Source organism: Petrocella atlantisensis, assembly GCF_900538275.1.
GTDB lineage: Bacteria > Bacillota > Clostridia > Lachnospirales > Vallitaleaceae > Petrocella > Petrocella atlantisensis.
This window is the reverse complement of sequence record NZ_LR130778.1, coordinates 2,347,422-2,374,194: the sequence shown is the minus strand read 5'-3', so window position 1 is coordinate 2,374,194 and position 26,773 is coordinate 2,347,422. Positions and strand designations below refer to the sequence as shown.

General features: G+C 37.9%; 17 protein-coding genes. 6 read left to right on the top strand and 11 right to left on the bottom strand.

What is annotated here, in order from left to right:
• Positions 1–111 precede the first annotated feature (111 nt).
• The gene (locus tag PATL70BA_RS10955; protein WP_125137398.1) at positions 112–1,833 is read left to right on the top strand and encodes a 5'-nucleotidase C-terminal domain-containing protein; all 1,722 of its coding nucleotides are present in this window, start codon (positions 112–114) and stop codon (positions 1,831–1,833) included.
• Between the two features lie 94 nt (positions 1,834–1,927).
• Here the strand turns inward: PATL70BA_RS10955 and PATL70BA_RS10950 are convergent, their stop codons facing one another.
• A complete protein-coding gene (locus PATL70BA_RS10950) occupies positions 1,928–4,045 on the bottom strand; it encodes a heavy metal translocating P-type ATPase (RefSeq protein ID WP_243115903.1) in 2,118 nt (705 codons plus the stop codon).
• Positions 4,046–4,239: 194 nt separating this feature from the next.
• On the opposite strand from PATL70BA_RS10950, the gene PATL70BA_RS10945 reads away from it, so the two are divergent.
• Positions 4,240–4,938: a class I SAM-dependent methyltransferase gene (locus tag PATL70BA_RS10945; protein ID WP_172596215.1), complete on the top strand. Its 699-nt coding sequence runs from the start codon at positions 4,240–4,242 to the stop codon at positions 4,936–4,938.
• Between the two features lie 4 nt (positions 4,939–4,942).
• Here the strand turns inward: PATL70BA_RS10945 and pfkB are convergent, their stop codons facing one another.
• Positions 4,943–5,872 (bottom strand): 1-phosphofructokinase, encoded by a 930-nt coding sequence (gene pfkB / locus PATL70BA_RS10940; protein WP_125137395.1) that lies wholly within the window; start codon positions 5,870–5,872, stop codon positions 4,943–4,945.
• 127 nt (positions 5,873–5,999) lie between these two features.
• On the opposite strand from pfkB, the gene PATL70BA_RS10935 reads away from it, so the two are divergent.
• Positions 6,000–6,356 (top strand): hypothetical protein, encoded by a 357-nt coding sequence (locus tag PATL70BA_RS10935; protein WP_125137394.1) that lies wholly within the window; start codon positions 6,000–6,002, stop codon positions 6,354–6,356.
• Here PATL70BA_RS10935 and PATL70BA_RS10930 read toward each other — a convergent pair.
• The 9 genes from PATL70BA_RS10930 to PATL70BA_RS10890 all read right to left on the bottom strand — a co-directional run bounded on the left by PATL70BA_RS10930 (position 6,334) and on the right by PATL70BA_RS10890 (position 22,230).
• Positions 6,334–6,675 (bottom strand): hypothetical protein, encoded by a 342-nt coding sequence (locus PATL70BA_RS10930; RefSeq protein WP_125137393.1) that lies wholly within the window; start codon positions 6,673–6,675, stop codon positions 6,334–6,336. The two genes, PATL70BA_RS10935 and PATL70BA_RS10930, sit on opposite strands and share 23 nt — an antisense overlap.
• Before the next feature lie 17 nt (positions 6,676–6,692).
• Positions 6,693–7,928 carry an ATP-binding protein gene (locus PATL70BA_RS10925; RefSeq protein ID WP_125137392.1) on the bottom strand — a complete coding sequence of 412 codons (1,236 nt, stop codon included), beginning with the start codon at positions 7,926–7,928 and terminating at the stop codon, positions 6,693–6,695.
• A 14-nt stretch (positions 7,929–7,942) separates the two neighbouring features.
• A complete protein-coding gene (locus PATL70BA_RS10920; protein WP_125137391.1) occupies positions 7,943–8,332 on the bottom strand; it encodes a DUF302 domain-containing protein in 390 nt (129 codons plus the stop codon).
• Positions 8,333–8,647: 315 nt separating this feature from the next.
• Positions 8,648–9,493, bottom strand: coding sequence for an HDOD domain-containing protein (locus tag PATL70BA_RS10915; protein ID WP_125137390.1), 846 nt, complete (start codon positions 9,491–9,493; stop codon positions 8,648–8,650).
• A gap of 37 nt (positions 9,494–9,530) precedes the next feature.
• Positions 9,531–10,517: a rod shape-determining protein gene (gene mreB, locus PATL70BA_RS10910; protein WP_125137389.1), complete on the bottom strand. Its 987-nt coding sequence runs from the start codon at positions 10,515–10,517 to the stop codon at positions 9,531–9,533.
• Positions 10,518–10,735: 218 nt separating this feature from the next.
• A complete protein-coding gene (locus PATL70BA_RS10905) occupies positions 10,736–13,201 on the bottom strand; it encodes a glycogen/starch/alpha-glucan phosphorylase (RefSeq protein WP_125137388.1) in 2,466 nt (821 codons plus the stop codon).
• 664 nt (positions 13,202–13,865) lie between these two features.
• Positions 13,866–16,991 carry an isoleucine--tRNA ligase gene (ileS, locus tag PATL70BA_RS10900; protein WP_125137387.1) on the bottom strand — a complete coding sequence of 1,042 codons (3,126 nt, stop codon included), beginning with the start codon at positions 16,989–16,991 and terminating at the stop codon, positions 13,866–13,868.
• 333 nt (positions 16,992–17,324) lie between these two features.
• The gene (locus PATL70BA_RS10895; protein WP_125137386.1) at positions 17,325–20,288 is read right to left on the bottom strand and encodes a bifunctional diguanylate cyclase/phosphodiesterase; all 2,964 of its coding nucleotides are present in this window, start codon (positions 20,286–20,288) and stop codon (positions 17,325–17,327) included.
• A gap of 472 nt (positions 20,289–20,760) precedes the next feature.
• Positions 20,761–22,230, bottom strand: coding sequence for an ISLre2 family transposase (locus PATL70BA_RS10890; RefSeq protein ID WP_125137385.1), 1,470 nt, complete (start codon positions 22,228–22,230; stop codon positions 20,761–20,763).
• Between the two features lie 303 nt (positions 22,231–22,533).
• Between PATL70BA_RS10890 and PATL70BA_RS10885 the strand changes: the two genes are divergently transcribed.
• The 3 genes from PATL70BA_RS10885 to PATL70BA_RS10875 all read left to right on the top strand — a co-directional run bounded on the left by PATL70BA_RS10885 (position 22,534) and on the right by PATL70BA_RS10875 (position 26,764).
• Complete coding sequence (locus PATL70BA_RS10885; protein ID WP_125137384.1) at positions 22,534–23,988, top strand: nicotinate phosphoribosyltransferase; 1,455 nt, start codon at positions 22,534–22,536, stop codon at positions 23,986–23,988.
• A 444-nt stretch (positions 23,989–24,432) separates the two neighbouring features.
• Positions 24,433–25,950 (top strand): 4-alpha-glucanotransferase, encoded by a 1,518-nt coding sequence (gene malQ / locus PATL70BA_RS10880; RefSeq protein ID WP_243115902.1) that lies wholly within the window; start codon positions 24,433–24,435, stop codon positions 25,948–25,950.
• A gap of 67 nt (positions 25,951–26,017) precedes the next feature.
• Positions 26,018–26,764, top strand: a complete 747-nt coding sequence (locus PATL70BA_RS10875; RefSeq protein ID WP_125137383.1) for a lysophospholipid acyltransferase family protein — start codon at positions 26,018–26,020, stop codon at positions 26,762–26,764.
• Positions 26,765–26,773: the final 9 nt, after the last annotated feature.

Here is a 26,773-nt window from a genome sequence, read left to right as displayed (position 1 = left end):
AATATTTTTTCATAGTTTGTTCACAATCAATTTACAATTTAAATCCAAAGTGCTAAGATTATATGTAACGACATAATAACGTGTCCCATCATTTATTAAAAGGAGGTAACTATGAAAAGATTTTTAAGTATTATCTTAACTCTATCCCTTTTATTTAGTTTTGCAGTTCCAATCAACGCCGCAGGTCATGTAGAAATCACTGTTTTCCACGTCAATGACGTTCATTCCCGTGTCGCTGAATATAACAATTTTGGATTTGCAAAGATTGCCACTGTGGTCAATGAGGCAAGAACAGCAGGAGATCATGTTCTGCTCTTAGACGCAGGTGATTCTTTCCATGGACAAACATTTGCCACCATATCTAAAGGTGCAAGTATTGCTCGATTAATGAATTTAATGAAGTTCGATGCTTTAACAACCGGTAATCATGATTTTAACTATGGGCAAGCCAGACTTCTGGAATTGCAAGCTGAAACCAACTTTCCATTACTCGCTGCTAATGTCATTAAAGCAGATAATTCCATGTTACTTGATGATTATGTAATCAAAGAATTTGAAGGTGTAAAAGTCGCAATCTTTGGTCTTGCTACACCCGAAACAACGTATAAAACCCATCCGGACAATGTTGAAGGTCTTACCTTTGAAGATCCAACTGTAACAGCGCAACGTATGGTTGACCTATTGACACCAATGGCGGATATTATCGTCTGTCTAGGACATATTGGTAATCAAGGCATGTATACCTCTGAAGCCATCGCTACAGCCGTTGATGGTATTGACCTATTTGTAGACGCTCACAGCCACTCTATTTATGGTGAAGGTAGTGGTATGGTCGTTAATGATACTTTAATCGTTCAAACAAGTGATTATGCAAAGAATCTTGGAAAAGTTACTTTGAGTTATATGGATGGTACGGTTACATCTAGCGCTACCTTACTTACCACAGAAGATGCTGCAAGCATCGTTCCTAATCCTGATGTATTGGCACTGATGGAGACTGTTAATGCTGAAAATGAAGTTATCACTTCAGCTGTCGTCGGAACAACCACCATCGATCTACAGGGTGAAAGAAGTTTTGTTCGGACTGGCGAAACCAATCTAGGCAACTTAATCGCTGAAGCTATGCTGGATGCAAGTGGTGCTGATTTGGCCATTACCAATGGTGGTGGTATCCGTGCTTCTATTCCAACAGGCGATATTACACAAGGTGATATTATCTCTGTCTTACCTTTTGGTAATTATGTTATAACCAAAAGTGTAATGGGATCAGATATTAGATCTATTTTAGAAGTGGGCATTTCTGACTATCCTACTGAAAAAGGTGCTTTCCCTCATATTGCCGGTATGACCATCAAATTTGACTCTAACCTTCCGGTTGGTTCAAAACTTACTGAAGTTATGATTGGTGATGAACTTCTAGACGATACAAAAACGTATGTACTAGCTACCAATGATTTCTTAGGCGCTGGCGGAGATGAATATACGGCTCTTGCAAATTATCCAATCCTTGGAGAATTCGCTGCTCTTGATGAAGTCCTTGTGTCTTACATGAAGGAAAATGGCACAGAAAAAGCTACTGTAACCGGTCGTATAGCAGCCGTTGAACCCGTTGTTGTAGAAGAACCTGTTGTTGTTCCTCCAGTGGTTGTACCTCCAGTTGTTACACCACCAGTCGTAGAAGCTCCGGTTGTATATATCGTTAAATCCGGAGATGTATTATGGAGAATTGCTAAGGCCTATGGTTTTACTTGGCAAGAATTATCTGAATTCAATCAATTAAAAAATCCACATCTCATCTATCCAGGTAACAAGATTCTGATACCAAGTAATTAATAATCATTTGAAAAGATGAATTATGCATTCAGTATTTTGTAAGATTCTTATACTAAAAGAGGGACCGTCGATGTTTGACGGTCCCTCTTTGTTCTTATTTTTTCCCTAATAATCCTGTGGGGTTCTTTATGATACGCATCGCATTAATAATAGCAATAAGTGCAACACCTACATCTGCAAATACAGCTTCCCACATTGTGGCCAAGCCACCGGCACCCAAAACCAATACAATCAGTTTAACACCCATTGCAAAACCAATATTCTGCCAAACGATGGCTTTTGTCCTTTTTGCAATGACAATCCCATCTACAAGTTTATAAGGCTCATCTGTCATTAAGACCACATCCGCTGCCTCTATAGCTGCGTCGGAACCAATACCACCCATTGCCACACCAATATCAGCTCTGGCTAGTACAGGCGCATCGTTAATACCATCACCAACAAATAAAGTCTTGCCTTTCTTTTGCTCTTTTATAATGTTTTCAAATACTTCGACTTTCTCATGTGGCAGAAGCCCGGCATAGACTTCATCTATTCCTAATGAGGCTGCTATTTGATCTGCTACAGCTGATAAATCACCTGTCAACATTACAATTCTCGTAATACCCTTGGCTCTAAGTTCTGAGATTGTCTTTTTACTATCGGATTTAATTTCATCCGAAATCACCATATAACCCATATATATACCATCTCTTGCGACATGTACGAGGGTGCCCAAGTGATCTGCCGATTCAGGCTCTATCCCATAATCTGCCATGAGCTGACGATTGCCCGCTAGAACTTTATCACCTGATAAAGTTATACTTATACCTTTACCTGCTATTTCTTCATAGTCATCGATTTTTTCAGAATCTATAGCGCCACTATAGGCTTCTATTACTGATTTTCCAATTGGATGATTGGAATAATATTCAGCATAGGCACCCAGCTTAAGTATTTCATCTTCGGTGGTATTAACCGGATATATTTTCGTCACTTTAAAAACACCTTTTGTAAGGGTTCCTGTTTTATCAAAGACCACCGTTTTTACTTGATTTAGTGCTTCTAGATAATTACTACCTTTAATTAGAATACCATGTTTTGAAGCCCCACCGACGCCTCCAAAGAAGCCTAGGGGAATGGAAATCACGAGGGCACAAGGACAGGATACAACTAAGAATATCAATGCTCTATGGATCCAAGTTCGAAAATCCTCACCCGGCATCAGAAGTGGTGGTAGAAACGCCAGTGCTAGGGCTAAATACACAACTATTGGTGTATAATACTTAGCAAATGTGGTTATGAATTTCTCTGTTTCTGCCTTCTTACTCGTGGCATTTTCAACCAAATTCAAGATCTTAGATACAGTTGATTCGCCAAATACTTTTGTTACATCAACCTCAATAAGACCATTGGTATTGACGGATCCTGACAGGACCGTGTCACCTTCTCTAACTTTTCGCGGTACAGATTCACCCGTCAGCGCTGATGTATCTAACATAGCAGAACCCTTAACCAGTATACCATCAAGTGGGATTCTCTCTCCTGCCTTAACCCAGATTCGATCATTCACCTGAAGTGTATCTGCCATAACTTGAATCAGCTCTGTTTCGTTCATGACCCATGCTACATCCGGGCGAATATCCATAAGACTAGCTATTGATTTTCTTGATCTATGAACCGCCATATCTTGAAAACGCTCACCAATCTGGTAAAAAAGCATAACCGTTACAGCTTCCGGGAACTCTGCAATTGCAAAGGCACCTATGGTGGCTACAGACATGAGAAAATTCTCATCAAAGACCTTGCCTTTAATAATATTACGCCCTGCAAGAATAAGAACATCGCCTCCAATGGTTAGATAAGCTACTAAATAAATGATGAGCTCAACCATAAGTGATTGCTCTAAAATCAAGCCGGTTATAAAAAACATTGATCCGATGATAAGTCGAATCCATATGCTCTTACCTTTCCATGTTTCAGCTTCTTGATTAAGCCCCATCGTTATTTGATCTTTCTTCTTCATAACGGTTATACCATTTTCAATCTGATTCACTTTTTTTTGTAATATTGGTAGTAAATCAAGATCTTGCGCCAAAGTCTCAATTGTAATCGTCTGTGTTGCAAAATTCAAATGTGCTTGATGAATACCAGAGAGTTTACATACCTCGTCTTCAATTTTCATTGCACAACTATGACAGTTTAGACCTTCTAAAATATATTCATGACTCATAATAGCCTCCTCAGTTAATATTAACATATGCATACTTGTTCATATATTAATATTATACTGCCAAACACACCATTCGTCAATGAACAAAATAAATCCATTCTTATTTGATAGACCCTTTATCCTTTTTTTACATTTGTGGTATAATGAAAACAGATACCAATACGACACTTTTGAAAGTATATAAGGAGGTCCCTATGTCCTATTACAAGAATATCATACATTTTTACGATCAATTGTTTCCTCTGGACCAAAATAAGCTAGATTTTGTAAACACCTCTCCTACCAAGCAAAAAATACTCGATATCGGATGCGCTACAGGTGCTCTGTGCCATGCACTCTACCACTTAGGCCATGAGGTCGTTGGTATCGATATTGACAAAAAAATCATTGATCAAGCGAGAGGCTTAAATGATGATGGCCCTACATTTCATGCTCTTGACATGTTGAATCTTGAAGAGCATTTTGAAACTGCTTTTGACCAGATTCTCTGTTTTGACAATACCCTCGCCCATTTACCAAACGAAATGGCTGTTCGCCAATTCTTCAAAGCAATGTCTAAAGTTCTTAAAGATGACGGCGTTTTCAAATGCGAAGTCGTCAATTATGATCTTGTGTTAGCCACAGGTATGTTAGAACTACCTGTTATTAAAGTCGATGACCTTATTCTAAAAAGACACCAATGTCTTGAGCAACAGTGCATGGAATGTTACACCGAATTGGTTCACAATGGCGAAGTAGAGAAAAACTGTATACCCCTTTTTCCTATTCGTTATGAACAACTAGAAGTATTATTAAATGAAGTCGGTTTTACTAAGATTAAGCTTTATCGTGATTTTATGCGTAACACGCCGGAAGGTAATCACATTTACAACATCCTTGAAGCTTGGAAATAGACGGTTACAATTTTGTAACCGTTACCTGCCTAGCTCTATCATAGACATCATCCAAATCCAGTCTAGGGTATCCTTCAACGGATATGGTGAGCGCACTACAAGCTGCGGCAATGGCCAGACAATCATTCAAAGGTTTCTTTCTGGACAAGCCATAGATGAATCCTGCTAACATAGCATCACCTGCACCTACCGTGCTAATGATATCTACATCGATCGTACCACCACGATAGGCTTCTTCTGCTGAAACCAGAAGACTGCCTTTTGCGCCCATAGATACAAGTACATAGGTCATCTTGTATCGCTTAATGATTTCTCTGGCCGCTTCAATAATTTCAACATCACTTTCCAATTTGCGATTGAGCGCATTTTCAAGCTCGTGAATGTTGGGCTTAATAAGATAAGGCTCGCCCTTTAAGCCTTCACTTAAAACGTCATCATCTGCATCTATGATGATCTTGACTTGTTTCCCATAACGGTTAGCAATCTCTTTGTATGTATCTTTGGGTAAACCTTCCGGTAGACTACCACTCATAATAAGATATTCACTTTTCGGTGCTATGGCATCCAGTTTTTCCAAAAATTTTTCATAGTTTTTCGAATCAACACTGAGCCCCGATTCATTTAAGTCTATTGTTCTATTCAAATCCTTCTCGACAATTTTAATATTGGTTCTTGTATGTCCGGGAACCTCTACATAGTTAACTGCCATTTCATCTTTTTTGAAATACTCAAGTATTTCATGATAATTTGATTGGCCAAGTATGGTCATATTCATTGTTGGCAAGGTAAACCCAGATAAGATTCGGCCCACGTTAATACCTTTGCCGCCAAGATCTTCTCTAATCTCACCTACTCGGTTTACCTCCCCATATTTGATACTATGAATATGAATGGTTCTATCTAATGCGGGATTAAGTGTAATCGTTGTTATCATAATTTACCTCCTGTTTAATCCTTGGTTAATGTTGGTTTCAATGTTAAAGTTCATACGCTTCTATCCCGATATATACGGTAAGTCACTTCGTGTTTTCTTAGTTGATTCTACTTAAAAGGAGTTTTCAATGATTAATGCATATAAATCCGGATTTATTAAGATGAATGATGAAGGTACAAAAAGAAAAGGCAACTACTTAGTCATCGAGATGACGGTAAAAAGCCTTTCCTTCATTCATCTAATTGTCATCAGCCAGGACGGCTTGGTTTTTGCCGAGGCTATCGATTCTATGACTGAGATTACGGGATACCATCACTATAGCACCCAATCTTCGACGCACATTGGTGCCGGCGAACTCGTTCGTCTAGATACTCAAAGTAAAAATGGAATGATTGAAGGCTTAACCACACAACTGGGTTTTAATTATCATTTAACCGCACAGGCCTTCGGAGAAGGTTTACTTAGACTTTCAGGTCAGCTGTGAACACTTCTTTCATGATTTTGTAAGCAGCTTCTGCTAGACTGTCCCACTGTGCAACCGCATCATAGCCAATGACATACCAAGCCAACATAGGTGCTTTGTTCTTAAAGGGGTTAAGAGGTTCATACTTAATTTCTCCATGTTGCTTTATGTCATAGTCTTTACCAAGCTTAAAAACCATACTATCCCCATAATAAAATGCAAATACTTTATTGTTGTGAATAAGTGCAGGAGATGACATCATTTTTCCATGATCTACATCTTCATATTTTTGTACCATTTTTTCAGCGATTTGATCGTAACTTAGCTTTACTTTTGCCATCCCAGCCTCCTTTATTCCTATAGATCCTCACCTATCATGTGTAACTGCTTTACAAACTGATTGGCCACTCTACCGGACATACCGCCCTGTCTTATGCTCCACTTCTTAGCTTCTATTTCCACCCAGTCTCGGTCATAATCCAACTGATCTTCTTGAATCATCTTAAATACCATCTCTAAATAAGCTTTTTGTGATAATGACTCAAATGTAAGATATAAACCAAAGCGATCTGATAAGGATGTCATTTCATGAATAAAGTCTTGAATATGTATTTCCCCTTCACGGTCTGATCTTACTTCTTTAATCAGATGCATCCTATTGGACGTCACATAAAAGGCTACATTTTTTGTTTCATTAAGGACGCCGCCTTCAATAAAGGATTTCAAAAATTTGTACTCATCTTCATTAACCTCAAAAGATAAGTCATCCATAAAAATGATGAATTTTAGATTTGAGGTTTTAATTTCTTCAATCAAAGCCGGTAGTTGGCTCAGTTGTCCTTTGTGAAGCTGAATCAATCTTAGCCGCCTATCTTTATACAAATCCACTATTGCCTTTATAGATGAAGATTTTCCGGTACCACTTGCACCAACCAATAGGGCATGGTGGTAGAATTTACTTTTTACAAAAGCCTCTGTATTTTTCCTTAATCTTTCTTTTTGAATATCATAATCATAAATCAAAGACCATTTAAGCGGTTCGAATTTTTCTATTGGTTTGATGGTATTGTTTACGGTCATATAATAAGCCGTATGACTTGAAAATCTGCCGGTTCCCTGACTTTTCATCATGGTTACAAAATCATCACATTGCTGATGGAAAATAGGTCTATCCCTCACAAGCATGAAATAATCCAAATAATTTTTTACTTGATGATGCTGACTTGTATTATCTAATAAAAAGGTTAGGAGTCCATGTTGATTATCGATATCTTGAATGGCTTGATCAACATTATAATGGACCAACCAATTAATAATCATCAAATCATTTTTGATACAGGCGTAATCAAACTCGGTCAACCGGTAATCTTCGTCAATTAATTTGGTAAGAATATGATTCTCCGATTCTATCATCAACAGCATGATATGCTCCATAAGCGTATTGCCACATTGTACCAAGTCTTTAACCAAATTAAAGTAGGATCTTTGTCTTTCGTTATAGTCTTCTTTGGTTATCAAGTTATAATAATTGCATACAATTGAATCTCTCTCCAAACTTGAATAGATGACCAGATTCTTAAGCTGATGGGACATAGGCTAGGCCTCCTTTACTTAACGACATTACTAATAGCAAGTATAAGCGCTTCTTCAACTTCTTTTGCAAGTGGTATTAAAGCCGGATTTTCCTGCAACGCGATTAAGTCTGTTGGTTTTATCAAACCCAGAACCCAATTTCCCTTTTCTTCATAAATGGCCATTTTACAAGGTAAAAAATAACCAGCGCTGATGTCAATGTCTAAGACTTTCTTGGCCGCTACCGGATTACATACTTCTAGTACTATAAAATCTCGGTCAAATTCTATTCCCTTTTCCTGTAGTTTGTCTTTCATATTCAGTTCCCAGAGTATCCCGAAACCTTCTTCTTTTAATGATGCTTCCAATTTGCTTCGTACTTCCATTTTACTTAAGTTCGTTACAACTTCATATCTAATGTCCATGAGATCTTCCTTTCTTGATTCGTTTTCTTGGTAACCTTTAATAGGTTAATTTTTTTGATAGTCATTCTTAATACAATTATATAACAAACACGCCTATACAACAAGGCGTGTTGTCAAGAAAAGACTTTCCTGGAGAACAAGAACAAAGAGGCTATGCCTCGCTTTGCAAAGCAAATTGTTCCGACAGGAAAGATTTCCTTGATAGTTAATGCGATGCTTCAACGCATTAACATAGCATTGTCTTTCCTAGAGAAGAACAAAAGGTAGCTTGAGTTAAAGTCCGTTAACCTTACTCTTACTACCTTTACCATACGATTAAAAGAATATACCTTCATCTCCGATTAGATCCGCAACCTCTGACATAATCTCTGTTAGTACAGATTCATCTATACTTAATAAGGTCATGGTATCATCAGAAAATTTGTAATTCAGTCCATCAATCCCTATATTATAGCCCATCATCATCATGAGTCCATCTGCAATGTGTATCATAGCCGTCATCTTTGGATTAATGGTTGCCTGTTCGGGATTATGGTGACAGGCAATAGCCTCTATCAAATCTTGAGGCAAATTCCACTTATCCGCAATCCTTGCACCCACTTCGCTGTGATTATAACCCAAAACTTCTGCCTCTACTTCTAAAAATGTCTTGTTATGTAATTCTACTTCTTGGACAATCAGCTCAAACTGCTCTTTCATATACGTATCTAGAATGACCTTACCAATGTCACGAAGCAAACCGGCTGTATAAACCTGGTCCGGTTTTGGAAACTTGATTTTTTTAGCAAGGGTTCTTGCAGTTATAGCACACATCTGAGACTGACGCCATAGCCCTTCTCGTTCAAGTGCATAGCCTGGCAACTCTCTTTCCATTACCTTACCTACTGTTGAGGCAAAAACCATACTTTTAATAGCCTGAAAGCCCAATAATACAGTGGCCTCAGAAACGGACTTAATATTTCTTGACACACCATAATAAGATGAATTGGCCAAGCGTAATATTTTTGTTGTTAAGCCTTGGTCTTTCATGATTTCACTTTCGAGATCCTTTGCAGTTGACTTAGGATCTTCTGTTATCTGGATGATGCGATTCACTGTCTGAGAAAATACAGGAATCTCATCAACCCGACTGATCAATTCTTCCAGACTTAGTTTATTCATCTAAGACCTCCTCACGAGGATTAGCAGCGTAAATATTCTATCTTTTATGACTTGCCAAATACTCAACATATTTGCCTGTACCGATTGCAACACATGTTAAGGCATCTTCAGCAACAATAACATTAATACCGGTCTTACTCTCAATAAGTTGATCAAGGCCTTGAAGTAAGCTACCACCACCTGTCATAACTATGCCTCTCTCTGCAATATCAGATGCAAGTTCCGGTGGTGTTTTTTCTAGAACACTATGTACCGCTTCTACAATGTTTCCTGCAGCTTCTCTAAGTGCTTCTTCTGTTTCATCCGATGTAACGGTTATTGTTTTTGGTAATCCTGTAATCAAGTTACGACCACGAATGTCCATCTGTATAATTTCCGGTCTTTTAAAAGCGGTTCCGATTTTTATTTTTATTTCTTCCGCTGTACGTTCACCAATTAACAGATTATGCTTTTTCCGCATATATCTAACAATAGCCTCATCAAAGACATCCCCAGCTATCTTAATGGACATACTGACAACCGTTCCTCCAAGGGATATTACAGCGATGTCTGCAGTACCGCCTCCAATATCTACCACCATGCTACCACAGGCTTTTGATATATCAATACCGGCACCAATGGCTGCAGCTATTGGCTCTTCTATGATTTCGACTTTTCTAGCGCCTGCTTGATAGGTTGCATCTTCAACAGCTCTTTTTTCCACTTCCGTTACACCACTTGGCACACAAACCGTTATACGCGGTTTCCTAAGTTTTCTACCGACTGCTTTACTAATAAAGTACTTCAACATTTTTTCTGTTACAGTATAATCCGAGATTACACCTTCTCGTAAGGGTTTTACCGCTATGATATTTCCCGGTGTTCTACCGAGCATGGTTCTTGCTTCATTTCCTACGGCTAAGATTTTATTTGTATCACGATCAAAGGCTACAACAGATGGCTCTCTTAGAACCACACCTTTTCCTTTTATATAGACCAAAACATTTGCGGTACCAAGATCAATTCCTATATCTGTACTAAACATATTTGTTCCCCTTCCAATTATCTCTACTTGAGCTACTCTCAAGTTCAATGACGACGATATCTTCTATATTATAACTAAAAAAAAGTATTTTTGAAAGCTTTTTTAAATAATATCGTTGGCTAAAGCGTCAAAACTTAGTTTTGACCCTTCAACCCTAATTGTTACCTGACTTTTTACCAATCAGTTTAGAGGGACTGCACGAGCAGTCCCTCTATTATTTATATTTTTGTAAGATCAACGGACGTCTTTTTAAGATGCCAAATCTCAGTTGCGTATTCCTCGATTGTTCTGTCTGATGAGAATTTACCGGCATTGGCTGTATTCATCATCACCATTTTTGCCCACTTACCTTGATTCCTATAAGCGATATCCACACTTTTTTGTGCTTCAATATAGGCTTCAAAATCTTTTAGGATAAAGTATTGGTCGGCCGGTTCACCACCACCATTTAGGAGAGAATCATATATCATTCTAAATAGGTCCGGATTCTCAGGTGCATAAAATCCATTGATCAACTGCGTAACAACTTTTCTAATCGCTTGGTTTGTATTGTACAGATCCCAAGGATCATAAGTACGTTCATGCTGAAGTTGTATGACTTCATCAGAGGTCATCCCAAATATGAAAGCATTCTCTTTGCCCGCTTCTTCAACAATCTCAATGTTGGCACCGTCCATTGTTCCAAGTGTTACTGCACCATTTAACATGAACTTCATATTTCCTGTTCCTGATGCTTCCTTGCTGGCAGTTGAGATCTGTTCACTCACATCTGCCGCTGCAAAAATTATCTCAGCATTAGATACACGATAATTTTCAATGAAAACCACTTTGATCTTATTGTGTATATTTATGTCGTGATTGATAACATTCGCCACATTGTTGATGAGTTTAATAATCAACTTAGCCCGTTCATAACCAGGTGCTGCTTTTGCCCCAAAGACAAAAGTTCTAGGGATCATATTACGGTCAGGATTTTCTCTTAACTCATTATAGAGATGCATAACATGAAGTATATCCATCAATTGACGTTTGTACTCATGAAGACGTTTGACCTGAATATCAAATATGGACCTTGGATCAATCTCTATACCATTGTGCTTCTTAACATATTCTGCTAAACGTACTTTGTTTTCATATTTGATATGCATAAATTCTTTTTGTGCTTTTTCATCATCTACAAAGGCTTCCAGATGTTTCAGATGTGTAAGGTCTGTTGTCCATTCATCACCGATTTTTCTTGTAATCCACTCTGCGAGCTTAGGATTACCATGAAGCAGGAATCTTCTTTGCGTGATACCATTGGTTTTATTATTGAATTTATTCGGATAAAGCTCATAGAATTCTTTTAATTCTTCGTTTTTCAAGATTTCAGTATGAAGTCTTGCAACACCATTAACCGAGAAAGAACCTACAATGGCCATCCAAGCCATTCTTATTTGCCCGTTTGCGATAATGGCCATTCGACGAATACGTTCATTATCTTGTCCATACTTATCAACAAGACTCACAACAAATCTTCTGTTGATTTCCTCAACAATCTGATAGATCCTTGGCAGCAATCTACTGAATAACTCAATTGGCCATTTTTCAAGTGCTTCTGACATAATCGTATGGTTGGTATAAGCACATGTTCTTGAACAAATCGCCCATGCCTCGCCCCAAGCAAGACCCTCATCATCCATAAGTACGCGCATGAGTTCCGGAATAGCTAAGGATGGATGTGTGTCATTGATATGAAAAGTGACCTTATCCGGTAATTCACGGATATCATTATGCTTTTGTTTGAATTTACGAATGACTTGTTGTATGGTCCCGGATATAAAGAAATACTGTTGCTTCAGTCTCAATTCTTTACCTTGATAATGGTTGTCATTAGGGTAGAGAACTTCAACAATGGACTTAGCTAGATTTTGTTGCTCAACTGCTTTATGGTAGTCTCCTCGGTCAAATGATTCTAGGTCGAAGCTTTGAATCGCCTCAGCATCCCATAATCTTAAAGTATTAACGGTATTATTATTGTAACCTACGATAGGCAAGTCATAAGGAATCGCATTCACCGATTGATAATTCTCATGAATATAATGTTCTGTTCCGTCATCGCGTCTCTCAACTCGAACGTTACCGCCAAATTTGACTTCAACAGCGTATTCAGGTCTTCTTACTTCAAAAGGATTACCGTTCTTCAACCACTCATCTGGCTTTTCAACCTGATAGCCATCAATGATCCGTTGCTCGAAGATACCATATCTGTATCTAATACCACAGCCATAGGCAGGATACTCAAGTGTTGCGAGAGAATCTAAGAAGCAAGCTGCCAAACGTCCAAGTCCGCCGTTACCAAGACCTGCATCCGGTTCTTCATCTTCAATGACATTCAGGTCAACGCCTAATTCATCAAGCACTTCTTTGACAATCTCATTAACACATAAGTTAATCATATTGTTACCCAGCGCCCTACCCATCAAAAACTCCATCGACAGGTAATAAACCGTCTTGGCATCTACTTGCTCATAAGTCTTATGGGTTTCAATCCATTGATCTATTATGATATCTCTTACTGCATAAGCAACCGCTTGAAATATTTCCTGATTGGATGCTTGATCGATGGTTTTTCTGAATTGGTTTTTAATATTCTCAAAAATAGCCTCTTTGAAAACTGTTTTATTTACATTTAGTCTGTTCATATACCCTCCATTTAATAAAATGAAATTGTAAGCGTTTACATTTTCCAGAACACTGATACTTCCTAATGATAGCACACTTCCTCAATTTCATGCAAGCGCTTACACTTCGTTAATTTTTTTACCGCATACCTAATTCCCAATAATTCCACTAAATCCTTTGATTTAAAGACTTTCAAGACTATTATCAATATATTTATATTAGCTAGTAAAAATATTTACTAAATATTAACCTATTAAATCTTATGATAATATATTTTTTTGTATTTTAATTATCTCTAGTGTTATACTTTTTTGTAATATTCTTTATCTCATTTTTCACTGTGACACGCAGTAAAGAAGGAACTACTACCAACACCGACCATGAAGTTCCTGGAAGCAGTGTGTATGACAGGCTCATAAGAAAGTAACCTCATGCATCATGTCAGTCTCCAAGACATGATGCTAAGTTGAAATCTTTCTTATGAAATCTGCAAGTCTGCATGGATGCAGACCGCCGACTTTTGGTGCAGGACGCACCAACCGGAGGCCGTAGTCATACACACTGTGGAAGGGTTTTCATGGGACCCATATAGATATACATTAAAAAAACAGGCCTCCAAGCTTTTTTCGCTCAAAGACCTGTTTGACGCATATAAACCCAACTCTTTATTACAAACTAATACTACTATCTTCTCACTACTGTCAAATCAACCGAAGTACCATTAATACTCCAATTCTTAAAATACCCCGTAGCATCTGAACCTTCTTCTACGGAAACTGCCAAAGTCTCACTGGCAATCAAATCCACATTGCCTTTGATTACCTGATCCGCCTTCTCACTATTAGCATAAAAAACATTAATTTGATCCGTTACATCAAAATCAGCTTCCTTACGCATGGTTTGAATCTTACTGATAATCTCTCTGACAAAGCCTTCTTCAAGTAACGCGTCCGTCAACTTGGTGTCAATAACCACCGTTACATTGCTATCTGTGGCTGATTCATAACCTTCTTGCTTCGTCGGTTCAATCAATAGATCCTCTTCCAACAAGACCACCGGATCACCATTCACATCAAAACTCAAAGCACCTGTATCCTTTAACCTACTCATTGCCTCGTTACCATCAACATCGGATAAATAAGCCTTAATACCACCAAGCTGCTTACCATATTTCGGGCCTACAGTTCTAAGTTGCGGTTTGAATAAATAAGTCGTAAAATCACTCACGTCATCCCGCATTATAACTTCTTTAACATTAAGCTCTTCTTTGATGATATCTAAATACGCCGGATCCAGCTTCACATCACCTTCCGACTTGATGTACATGGTCGCCAAAGGCTGACGGTTCTTAATAACTGCTGAATTTCTACAAGCACGACCGGATACGACAACTTTTAAAACCAAATCCATCTGTGCTTCCACCTCAGGAACAATCCATGCTTTGTTGGATACAGGGAAATTACAATAATGTATACTTTCCGGGGCATCTGGATTAAGTCCTACAACCAAGTTCTGGTAAATGTCTTCTGCCATAAAAGGAACAAAAGGCGCGGATAGCTCAGCAAGTGTCTTAAGGGTTGTATATAAAGTCATATATGCATTAATCTTATCTTGTGGCATGTCTTTAACCCAGAAACGTTCTCTTGATCTTCTAACATACCAGTTGCTTAAGTCATCTACAAAAGCAGCTAAGGCTCTAGAACTTTCAAATATTTTATAGTTTTCTAAATTCGTATCTACCTCTTGAATCAAAGTGTTTAACTTGGAAAATAGCCATTTATCCATTAAAGATAAAGCATCATAATCCAATACATGTTCATTAGGATTGAATTTGTCTATATTCGCATATAACACATAAAAAGCATAGGTGTTCCAAAACGTACCCATGAATTTTCTCTGTCCTTCAATGACTGAAGTCCCGTTAAATCTATTCGGTAACCAAGGTGCACTGTTGTTATAAAAATACCAACGAATCGCATCTGCGCCATATGTTTCTAATGCTTCAAAGGGATCAACTGCGTTGCCTTTGGATTTGGACATTTTCTGACCATTCTCATCTTGTACATGACCCAGAACTATAACATTTTTGTATGCCGGTTTATCAAAAAGCAAAGTGGAAATTGCAAGTAAGGAGTAAAACCATCCTCTTGTCTGATCCACGGCTTCGCTGATAAAATCAGCGGGAAAGTTATCTTCAAATATTTCTTTATTCTCAAAAGGATAATGCCATTGTGCAAAAGGCATAGCTCCAGAATCATACCAACAATCAATAACAGGATCAACCCTTTTCATTTTTTTCTCACAAATCGGGCAATTAATCAACACCTTATCAATGAATGGTCTATGAAGCTCAATATCATCCGGGCAATTGTCACTTAGTGATTTTAATTCGGCGATACTGCCAATAGCATGTCTATGGCCGCAAGAGCACTCCCAAATATTTAATGGGGTACCCCAATAACGATCACGACTTAAGCCCCAGTCCATGACGTTCTCCAACCAATCACCAAATCGTTTCTTACCAATTGCTTCAGGTAACCAATTAATCTTAGCATTGTTGGATAACAATTGTTCTTTGACTTTCGTCATCTCAATAAACCAAGAGTCTTTTGCATAATATATAAGTGGGGTGTCACATCGCCAACAATGAGGGTATGAATGCTCATATTCAAGCGCTTTATAAAGCTTACCGGATGCATCCAAATGCTTTATAATATCTGCATCACACTCTTTAACAAAACGCCCTTTCCAAGGTGTTACCTGTTCTACAAATTCACCTTTTCCGTCAACCAATTGGACGAAAGGCAGATTGTATTTTTTCCCGACTTGAGCATCATCCTCACCAAAAGCAGGTGCAATATGAACGATACCGGTACCATCGGACAAGGTTACAAACTTAGCACAGGTTACATAATAGGCTTGATCTGACGGCTTTTCAAAATCAAAAAGAGGCTCGTAATGAACAAACTCCAAGTCCTTACCTAACATGGTTTCCAAAACTTTATAGTCCTCACCTAGAACTTGCTCAGTCAATGCTTCTGCCAGATAATAGATGGAACCACCTTGCTCAACCTTAACATATGTTTCTTGAGGATTCACACACAAAGCAACATTCGATGGCAACGTCCATGGCGTGGTTGTCCATGCTAAGAAATATGCATTGGCTTCATCCACGACTTTGAACTTAGCAATCACGGACTCATCCTTAACATCCTTATAGCCTTGAGCAACCTCATGACTGGATAATGGTGTTCCGCATCTTGGACAATAGGGTACAATCTTATGACCTTTATAAAGAAGATCTTTCTCCCATATTTGCTTAAGTGACCACCATACAGACTCAATATAATCATTCTCATAGGTTACATAAGGGTTTTCCATGTCTGCCCAAAAACCAACCGTACCACTAAAATCTTCCCACATATTCTTATATTTCCACACACTATGACGACATTCTTTAATAAATGGCTCAAGTCCATAGGCCTCAATCTGATCTTTTCCATCTATGCCCAGTGCTTTTTCAACTTCAAGCTCTACAGGAAGACCATGGGTATCCCATCCTGCTTTTCTAAGAACCTTATAGCCTTTCATGGTACGGTATCTTGGAATCATATCCTTAATAACTCTGGTCAGTACATGCCCAATATGCGGCTTACCATTTGCTGTTGGAGGACCATCGTAAAAGGTGTAGGTTGGCCCATCTTTTCTAAGCTCAATACTTTTCTCGAAAATACTGTTGTTATTCCAGTATTCTAATATTTGCTTCTCTCTTTGGACGAAATTCAAATCCGTCGAAACCTTTTTGTACACGTTGTCTACCTCCTATAGTATCTATCTTTTTCACATCTTGAAAAATTTATAATTCGTAATAGGGCTACCCACAAACCATCAATAGCTTTAGTATTACATAAAACTCAACGTTCCCAATGACATATTTCTAAGTTCTTGGCTAGTTACCTAACCTAACCCACCGCAGATGAAATGCTGACTTTTTATCTTTAACTTGTGAATTACCATCACCAAGAAATCCTACAAGTGGAATCGTTGAGTAAATAACAAAGCCCCATTTAGATAGGGCTCAGTCAGGGTATCCTCAATAAATTATTATAACATACATCCTTTATTTGTAAAGTTTTTTCATGGTTAGCACTCTACAATTTCAAAGGCTTTGTTCATCAGTTCAATGGCTTCATTCGGGGGCAATGGTTTTGATATATAGTAACCTTGAATCATATCACATTTTTCAGTCCTTAGAAGTTCCATTTCCTCATATGCCTCAACCCCTTCTGCAACCACATCCATTTTATTGACATGGGCAAGTTGAATGATGGTCTTAATCACTTGTTGCTTACTTTTATTATATATACTGTCCGCTATAAAGGCTTTGTCAATCTTAATAATATCTATGGGTAATACATTCAGATAGTTCAACGATGAATAGCCTGTACCAAAATCATCTAAAGAAATTTTGTAACCCTGTTCTCTCAAGTCTTTCAGTATATTCGTAGCAAAGTCTAGATCTTGGAGCGCCGTGGTTTCAGTGACCTCAAGTTCAACATGCTCCGGACGTATGACCTTCCCAATCATGGCATCCTGAATCGTTTCTATAAGTTTAACATCTGCAAATTGTTTGGCAGACAGATTTATGGATATGGTCAAACTGGTATACCCTTTTAAATGCCATTGATTGAGTTGAGAGATAGCTTCATAAATGACCCATTTACCAATGACAATGATAAGCCCGTTTTCTTCAGACAATGGTATGAAATCATTCGGGGGTATAATACCCTTTTCAGGATGCATCCATCTGATTAATGCTTCATATCCAACTATGGTTTCTTCCTTTAAATCATACTTCGGTTGATAATAGAGCTTAAATTGATGGTTTAATGTTGCTATTTCAAGTTCTTTCTCAAACCATAATTGTTGCTCCATTTTTTCCATTAATATCGTTGTAAAATGGTGGTATTGATTTTTGCCTTTGCCTTTTGCTTCATGTAAAGCTAGGTCGGCTTGTTTAAGCAGTATATCAAAATCAACATCGGCACTTAAAGTCGTAGCTATACCCAAACTTAGTGTAACTGAAAATACAGAGTCCTCAATGACAAATTTATTCTGGAATATATTGAGCAGTTGTTGCGCCTGTCTCTCAACTTCCTCTACATCAATAACATCTTTTAATAATACAATAAACTCATCACCACCATATCGGATCACTTCATATCTACCATCCACTTCGTTACGGATCATAGTAGCTACTCTTTTAAGTACTTGATCCCCCATCTTGTGACCATAGAAATCATTGATTGTTTTGAAATTGTCTATATCTATGAAATAGATTGCTAGATTACTGTCTTGAGTCAATAATTTTTCACTAATAACTTGATTGTAGTAGGTCTTATTCGGTAGATTCGTCAGCTCATCCGTAAATGCCAGTTTCTTAATTTTGATTTCTGCTTCCTTTTCTTTCGTAATGTTGGTTAGGGAACCGGCCAACCTAACTGGATTTCCCTCCCCATCATATTGGGCTTTCCCTCTTATAGAAATCCATTCCATGATGCCTTTTTGTATTTCTATCGTTGTTTCATGCTCAATAACATTATTATCTTCAATATTCAAATGCTTTTTGATTTTATCATATAACTTTATAGATTCATTCGTCGGCAAGCAATTGAATATCTCCGAGGAGATAAATGAGTTTTGATCTGCTGATAATCCAAATATGTCCTTTGCCTGATTAGAAAAATACATATTCTTCGTCTCAAAGTCATAATCCCATATACCAAACTCAGACCCTTTTGCGGCTAACCTATACCGTTCTCTACTTTTTCTTAGTTCCTCTTCTTTTTCCTGTAATTCTATATATTTTCTTGTGACTTCACTTTCACTGGCCAACAACTGCTGATGGGTTGCTTCAAGTTCCATATAACTTGCCTGAAGGTCTTTTCTCGCTAACTTACGATCTTTTTCAGCTTTAAGCCTTAACAATAAATTGGTAAGGGCATAAATCAAGATGACCATCATAATAACTAAAGCCAAAATAATAAATTCTAGTGGATGGCTCTGAATCATATTTAAAACTGTTGGACGATTTATAAACTGAGCATTTTTTGGAAGATTGGTATGCACAAGATTTAATTTCTTTATCTTATTATAGTCATAAATCTCAATAGGTTCGAGCTTTTGATAAGAAGATAAATCGACATTGCTACCTTTTATTTGTTCCATTAGCATCTCAACAGATTTACGAATATATTGATTCTGTTCTATTGTGATTGCACCCGTTGCACCTTTCCCAATATAATTATCATAAATGGTATAGACGGATCCGTTGCCTCTTAAATCAATAGATTCAAATAATTCATCTAATGTATATACTTCACCGGTGGTGTCTTCAAGGTCTGAGAGGAGAATTGCAGCTTCTTCTTCTATATTAACAAGAGCATTGACATACTCTTGTCCACGACCTTCTGAAAAGACCTGATATAATAGGCTATGACTTTCACTAAACTGCTGTAATGCTAGTAAATTATCTTCTGATAGCATTTCCGGTTTGGTATAAATATTTATTTTTTTTAGGTTTGGATTTAACGTTTTTGCTGATAGCATCAAGGACGCTAATGGCACTTCTCGGTGAATGCCTGAAATTTTATTAAATGAAATGGGTGTATAAGCTTCAGACCCTAAACCAATATAGACAATCGGTTTGTTATTAAAGAATTCATCATAATTGTATTCAATAAAGCTACTGGCACCTTGGTTAATGGATAATATGCCATCTATTGATTCATTATTATATTTTGCCTTTAAGTACGCTAAAAATGTTTCATTATATTTTTCAATGTCAAATCTTATGTCATCCAAGTACTCCATGTGTAACTGAACATTCTCAACTAAATAGCCATCTAATGCTTCTTCAATTTGACGATTTAAGATGTCGTTACTACGCATGCCCTGATGATAAGTATGCAAAACCAAAATATTAGTTGTTTTACTACCCAAGTCTTCAGTAGCCAGACTTGGTATCGCCACACCTATCAACATCAATACTATAAGTATGAACATTCTTTTCTGAGCATCTTTAATAAATCGTTCCAATATTAACACGATTAAACCCTCCTATACTTGAACAAATCGCCATTTAGTCCAAGTTTCGCACATAACATACCTATTCATTATATCATAGACTTTCATATATACAATAGCTAAGTCATTAGACCGGTCGCGTTAATTTAGTGTCGGAAAAGTAAGGATAGAAAAATCCTGATGAGATATTTTGAGTTCTGTAAAAACCATCTTATCATAGTTTTATAATTCATTGTACCTTTTCCATTAATTTTGCATACTTAAAAAGCCAGTCCATTTAGGATTGTGGCTACTAGACTTTAGTATATCTAAATTCGTCGGCTAAAACCCTTCCATGACTACATTGCAAACGACCTTCGTTGATACGTCCATGTATCAAACGAAGGTGGAATACATCCTTGTATTCTGGCGTTTTGCAACATAGTCATTCCAGGAACTTTATCCTCTACACATCTGATTTCACTTTTTCTTATGTCTTTTTACTAAACGTAGATCAAATGATGCCCCTTAGTTTCTTTGTAAGACAATACATACCATCTACTAGCCGGGTACTACCTGCGACTGTCTGATGGTTCCAAACGTCTGTATAGGTCTTTTGTTTCCTTTTTATCTCTTTATCTACTTCTATTTTTATCTCATCTTGAATCATGCGGTGCTGTTTTTCTTGCTTGTATTTAATCAAATCACATACTTTACCATCATTGGCTACATAAGCTCTAAGTCTTGCCATCTTAGTTACACCTTTCTTTGACCATCCTAGCGGACGGCTACTTAACCTTGAAGAGAGGAGGTGGCTCACTTGACCTTCTGCACTGCAACCCATCCTTGCATATTCATCATGATTAGGTCTTATTATGGCTTCCCAGTGATTGCTTATGTATACCCTGGTTCTTCTTATCTGTTCTTTTCTATTCTCGCTATCTGAGTACTCAAGGGCTATGTCAAAGACTGTATTGACTGCTTTTTTATCTTCAGATCTTATGCCGTCATAGATTGCCTTTCTTGCATCTGATACTGAATCACCAAGATGACCTATAGCTCTCATAATTGCTTGGTTTAAATGGAATTTATCAAGCACAAAATAACACTTTGCCCCGAGCACATCCATCCCTGATTTTATCCACGATGCGCCATCTCCCATGATGTAGATATGTTCCAAATAGTCTTCATCATAAACCGCATCTATGTACTCAAGCACTTCTTCCCATAAGTCTTCACTCTTTTTGTAAACGCCTGCAAAGTAATGTTTTCCTATTAGTCTATTTCTTTTACTTCCTTGGCTTTCTTTTTCAACATCCTCAAAAATACATGCTAGACGTGGCTCTATTGTGTTGCTTTTATAGCCATTTTCTCCGACTTTTAAATCTCCCTTTTTATTGTTGAATTGTAAGGATACATGGTCTTCATCAGCATTTATATATAGGACTTTGACCTGTCTCTTTTTCTTTACAAAGGGTATTAATGCAGGTATTTCTAAGCTATGAACCTCTTTCATGACCGCTTGTTTACTGATAATATCTTCTGTATGTGTTGCATGTTCACCACTGATTCTATAGCTAGTGTCAACAACATGCTTTATGGCTTCTATAACAACATCTTCACTTTTTCTCATGTTTTTTGTAATACCACATGCTTTATCTGCAAGAAATATGAATTCACCTGTTTCTTTCGACTTAAAATAAGTCCTTTTGTACTTGATCTCACCGCATGTGCTTGTAAATGAATTAGGGACCCTAGCACGTTCAACCACGTAGTGATTGATTCGATATGCTGATTTTCTATACACCTCATCAATGCCTTCTATTGTCTCTGCAATAATCTCTCGTTGCAGCTCCTGTAATGGTTTTCCTAACTCAAGAACAAACTCTCCAATATTCATTTGATCATCATTTATAAAACTTTCTACTACTTTTTCAATCTTTTTGATACCAATCTCCATAAATTGTTGTATACTAATATGCATAAGAAAAACACCTTTCGTTGTATATTTTGGTTTCTCGCAAAACTTATAATATCACAACTTGGTGTTTTTCTTTTATCTTTATTTATCCGACACTATCTTTACGCTAACCATTAGACCTATTAGCATCTTTTTAAGCTTTTATCTAACCTTATTACCTATCCATCCATTGTAATTTTTATTTGTTAGGGTTAAAATAGATTTATTAAGAACAACGGGAATGGTCCATAACGCTTAGCTAAAATAGGACTTTCCCAAAGAATACCAAAGCGACGAAGTTAGCTTCGGATGAGGAAAGAGGTTAATATGCCCCAGCAAGATTTATCCCTACTTACAGACTTTTATCAACTCACCATGATGCAAGGTTACTTTTTTCAGGAGCGTTTCGGTGAAAAGTCGATTTTTGATTTATTTTATAGAAGTAATCCTAGTGGAAGCAGTTTTTCCATTGCCGCCGGCCTAGATCAGGTCATTGATTATATCAATAATCTCACATTTACTGAAGAGTCGATTCACTATTTAGATTCTCTCGGTGTTTTTGAACCAGCCTTTCTCGATTATTTACGTCATTTCAAATTCACCGGAGACATTTATGCTGTATTAGAAGGCACGGTTATCTTTCCAAATGAGCCGATAGTGAAAGTCATTGCGCCTATTTGCGAAGCACAGCTCATTGAGACTGCTCTCCTTAATATCATCAACCACCAGAGTCTGATTGCCACCAAATCAGCACGTGTAAACTGGGCAGCCGGAGATGATATGGTAATCGAGTTCGGTCTAAGACGTGCACAGGGACCGGATGCCGGAATTTATGGTGCTCGTGCTGCGGTTATTGGGGGTTGCAGTGCTACTTCAAATGTTTTAGCCGGCAAAATGTTTGATATACCTGTCAAAGGCACATTGGCCCATAGTTGGGTCATGAATTTCGATAGTGAATTGGAGGCATTCAGGTCCTATGCCAATCAGTATAAAGCCTCCTGTTTTCTTCTCGTAGATACTTATGATACCCTGAAGTCAGGTTTACCTAATGCTATTACTGTGTTTAATGAGTTGCAGGAACAAGGTACACTACCCGAGCGTTATGGCATACGTTTAGATAGTGGTGACTTGGCTTACTTGTCAAAAAAGGCAAGAGCGATGCTTGATCAAGCTGGGCATGAGAAAGCCATTATTAGTGCTTCGAGTGACCTTGATGAGTATCTTATTAGAGATTTGAAGCTACAAGGTGCCAAGATTTCCTTGTGGGGTGTGGGCACCAACCTCATAACCTCCAGTGATTGCCCTGCATTTGGCGGTGTTTACAAATTATCCGCTCAGATTGTCGGTGATACAGTTATCCCTAAAATAAAGCTTTCGGACAACAATGAAAAATTGACAGATCCAGGTAACAAGAAGGTGCTCAGAATATATGATAAGGAAACCGGTAAAATCAAAGCAGATCTTGTAACTCTCGTTCATGAACACTATGATGAAAGCCATCCTCTTATTATATTTGATCCGATAAGTACCTGGAAAACTTCTACTTTGAAGCCTAACTCTTATACCATAAGGGAACTTCTCGTACCAATTTTTATAAATGGCACCTGTGTCTATGAAAGCCCTACAACTTTTGAAATCAAAGCGTATTGTCAGACGGAGCTTGCTACGTTATGGGATGAATCCAGACGTTTGATAAACGCTCAAATTGTTTATGTAGACCTTTCTGAAGAACTTTACACCCTAAAACATACAATGATTAAGGCATCAAGAGTATCCTTTTAGGTGTTACATTTTTTCCTTTTTTCATGAAAGAAGCCGGTATAAAATACAATATTCGTCTTACTCATTCAACCGATTAACCGCTTGATAACAGGCACTTTTCATTGGCAATTGTCACCATAGACCTGATGGAATTTTGGGTAGTTTTTTCCTTCCTTTTTTCATGATTTCGTGTATAATGATTATAAGTAACTGTACAATAGTTTTTCATTATTTTTTGTAGGATTATTGTGCTTGAAATTAAAATGTGGTTGGGTATATATAGTTGTGCAAACGGTTTACCTAAGAACAAAGAGGCTACGCCTCGCTTTGCAAAGCAAATTGTTCCGGCAGGAAAGACTTCCTTGTTAGTTTACATAGCATGGACTTTCCTAGAGTAGAACAAAGAGGTCTTGCACATGATCACTATACTACCTCTACCACTATGATTAATAGGAGGATTAACCTATGGGCACAGAACCCGTCAACATTATGGAGAAAAATCCAAGAAAGTCCGGTATTATTGCGCACCCGACTTCTTTTCCCGGTCCTTACGGCATTGGTGATTTGGGTAAAAACGCTTATGCGTTTATTGATTTTTTAGAACTTTCAGGACAAAAGTTATGGCAAGTACTGCCTATTGGGCCGACTGGCTATGGTGACTCACCTTATCAATCTTTCTCTTCCTTTGCCGGACAACCTCTGATCATTAGTCCTGACCGCTTGTATGAAATGGGTTTATTAGACAAAGTGGACATTGATGATATTAAGCCATGGGACCCAAGCAAAGTTGATTTTGGTCCGGTGATTTTGTATAAGAATCGTTTGTTAGAAAAAGCCTTTGAAAAATTTGATCTTACCGAAGATGCTACACTTCTCAAGGCATTCAAAAATTTTTGCAGCAAACAAAAAGCTTGGCTTGGTGATTATGCCTTATTTATGGCCTCAAAAGATTATCATGAGGGTGTGGTTTGGACAAAATGGGATACTTCTATTGCTTTCCCTACTGAAGCGGACAAAAAGTCTTGGACCCGCAAGTTAGCCAAATCCATCAAGTACTATAAATTTCTTCAGTTTATTTTCTTCGACCAGTGGTTTGCACTAAAAACCTATGCCAATGAAAAAGGTATTGAAATCATAGGTGATACCCCTATTTTCGTTGCATTTGACAGTGCAGATGTTTGGGCCAACAAAGAACTTTTCTACTTAGATGAAAAGGGATATCCAACTTCAGTTGCCGGTGTACCACCTGACTACTTCAGTGAAACAGGACAACTTTGGGGCAATCCCCTCTATAACTGGGATGTGCACAAATCAACGAACTATGCTTGGTGGGTAGAAAAAGTGAGATACACTTTAACACTTGTAGATATTCTTAGAATCGATCACTTTAGAGGTTTTGAGGCATATTGGGCAGTACCTTTTGATGCACCGAATGCGATTTCTGGTGAGTGGCGTAAGGGCCCATTTAAAGATTTGTTTTATGCTTTCCAGGAAGCACTTGGTCATGATTTACCTATTATTGCAGAAGACCTAGGTGTTATTACTATGGAAGTAGAAGATCTAAGAGATACTTTTAATCTTCCAGGTATGAAAATCCTACAATTTGGTTTTGAGACCGTTGAAGAAAATGGCTTCTTACCCCATCACTTCGTACCAAGTTCTGTGTGTTATACAGGAACCCATGACAACGATACAACGCTTGGTTGGTATCAAACCATACCTGAAGCTAGCAAGGACAAGATACGGCGTTACTTAAATACGGATGCTTCCCATATTGTTTGGGACATGATTCGGGCTTGTTTTGGTTCTGTATCCGTTATGGCCATAGTACCTCTACAGGACGTTATGAACTTAGATTCGTCTGCTAGGATGAATATTCCCGGTATCGCAGGCGGTAACTGGCAATGGCGCTATACTGAAGATATGCTGAACCATGATCTAAGTGGTCGACTTAAAGCTATAACAACCTTATACGGCAGATAAGTCAAACTGATTTGTCAAATTGTCTAAGATGGTGGTATAATGATGCAAAGTCTATAATCAATCTACTATGAAAGGTGATTTTATGAGACGCATTCTTATACTGCTATTTTTTTTCTTTTCTTTTACACTTTCCTTACCGCTTTTAATCATCGGTATGTTGATTGGAAAATTCAATCGAAAATTGGCAATGTCTATTGCCGGCTACTATACCCGTTATCTGGCCTGGGGCCTTATGTCCTTAGCCGGTGTTCACTTTGTTGCAACCGGCATGGAACATCTAGACCCAAAGGATCATTATCTATTTGCTTCTAACCACCGAGGTCTTTTGGATACACCCACCCTTGTCCTATATGCCAATAAGCCCCTCTCTTTTGTCAGTAAAAAAGAAATGGCTAAGGTGCCCATACTGAAACAGTGGATGGATATGTTTGGTTGTCTTTTCTTAGATCGAGAGGATAGCCGTTCTGCGGTTAAAACCATTTTGAAAGGTATCGAGAACCTTAAATCCGGCGATAATCTGGCGATATACCCCCAAGGCACCCGAAGCCGCCTTGATGAATTCCTGCCTTTTAAACAAGGTAGCTTTAAGTTGGCGCTCAAATCCGGCGTCAAGGTCGTTCCTGTTGCCATTAAAGGTACCGATGTGGTTTTAGAGAATAACGGTTTTAATGTTAAGCCTGCAAAAGTATATGTCCATTTTTTTGAACCAATTGACCTAGATACTTGGGACGAGGATTCAAAAAAACACTGTGCTACAATCATAGGTGACCAGATTAAGGCTAAATACCAGCAATTTGGCGATTGTACCTTATAAAAACCTATT